Source organism: Vibrio sp. 1288 (assembly GCF_033344475.1).
The window spans coordinates 1-575 of the sequence record NZ_JAWPOX010000883.1 but is presented as its reverse complement, the minus strand read 5'-3'; the positions used below and the strand labels follow the sequence as shown (position 1 = coordinate 575).

General features: G+C 50.1%; 1 protein-coding gene and 1 pseudogene. Both read left to right on the top strand.

From position 1 onward, the window contains the following. Positions 1-201 (top strand): hypothetical protein (locus R8O11_RS29900; protein WP_318195216.1); only part of this gene is annotated, 201 nt, incomplete at its 5' end. Continuing rightward, a pseudogene (locus R8O11_RS29895) lies at positions 126-575 on the top strand (divalent metal cation transporter); the annotation flags it as partial. The gene R8O11_RS29900 and the pseudogene R8O11_RS29895, both read left to right, overlap by 76 nt.

Below are 575 nucleotides of genomic sequence, written 5' to 3'. Positions count from 1 at the left end.
ACTTTATTCCGTTCGGAAAAACACCCCATAACATTAAATAAGGTTTCACGCCGTTTGGATTCCCGCGAACCGTTCTCGCGGGGGAAGGTTATGCCGTTATACACAACATCAAAGGACAATAAGAACTGGAATCCGCCGTACCAGATCAACCCCAATCCAGAATATCGCTATTTTTCCGCTCACTTGGCCCAGGCATCCTAATGGCTTCTGCGGCGGTGGGTGGCTCTCACCTTGTAGCCTCAACCAAAGCGGGTGCCATCTATGGCTGGCAACTTGCCGCACTCATCCTGCTCGTAAACCTGTTTAAATACCCATTTTTCCGAGCTGGCGTGCAATACACGATGGGCACAGGGCTTACGTTAGTCGAAGGCTACGCGAGACTGGGGCGCCCTTACCTTTGGTTGTTTCTGTTCTTAAGTGTGGTGTCGGCGGTGATCAACACCGCAGCATTGTTGATGTTTAGTGCGAGCTTGCTGGGTTACTTCATACCGTTTTCACTGTCGATGGCATCGTTGAGCATCATCGTTTTGGTCACGTGTTTGATCATCTTATTCGCCGGCCATTACAAAGCACTC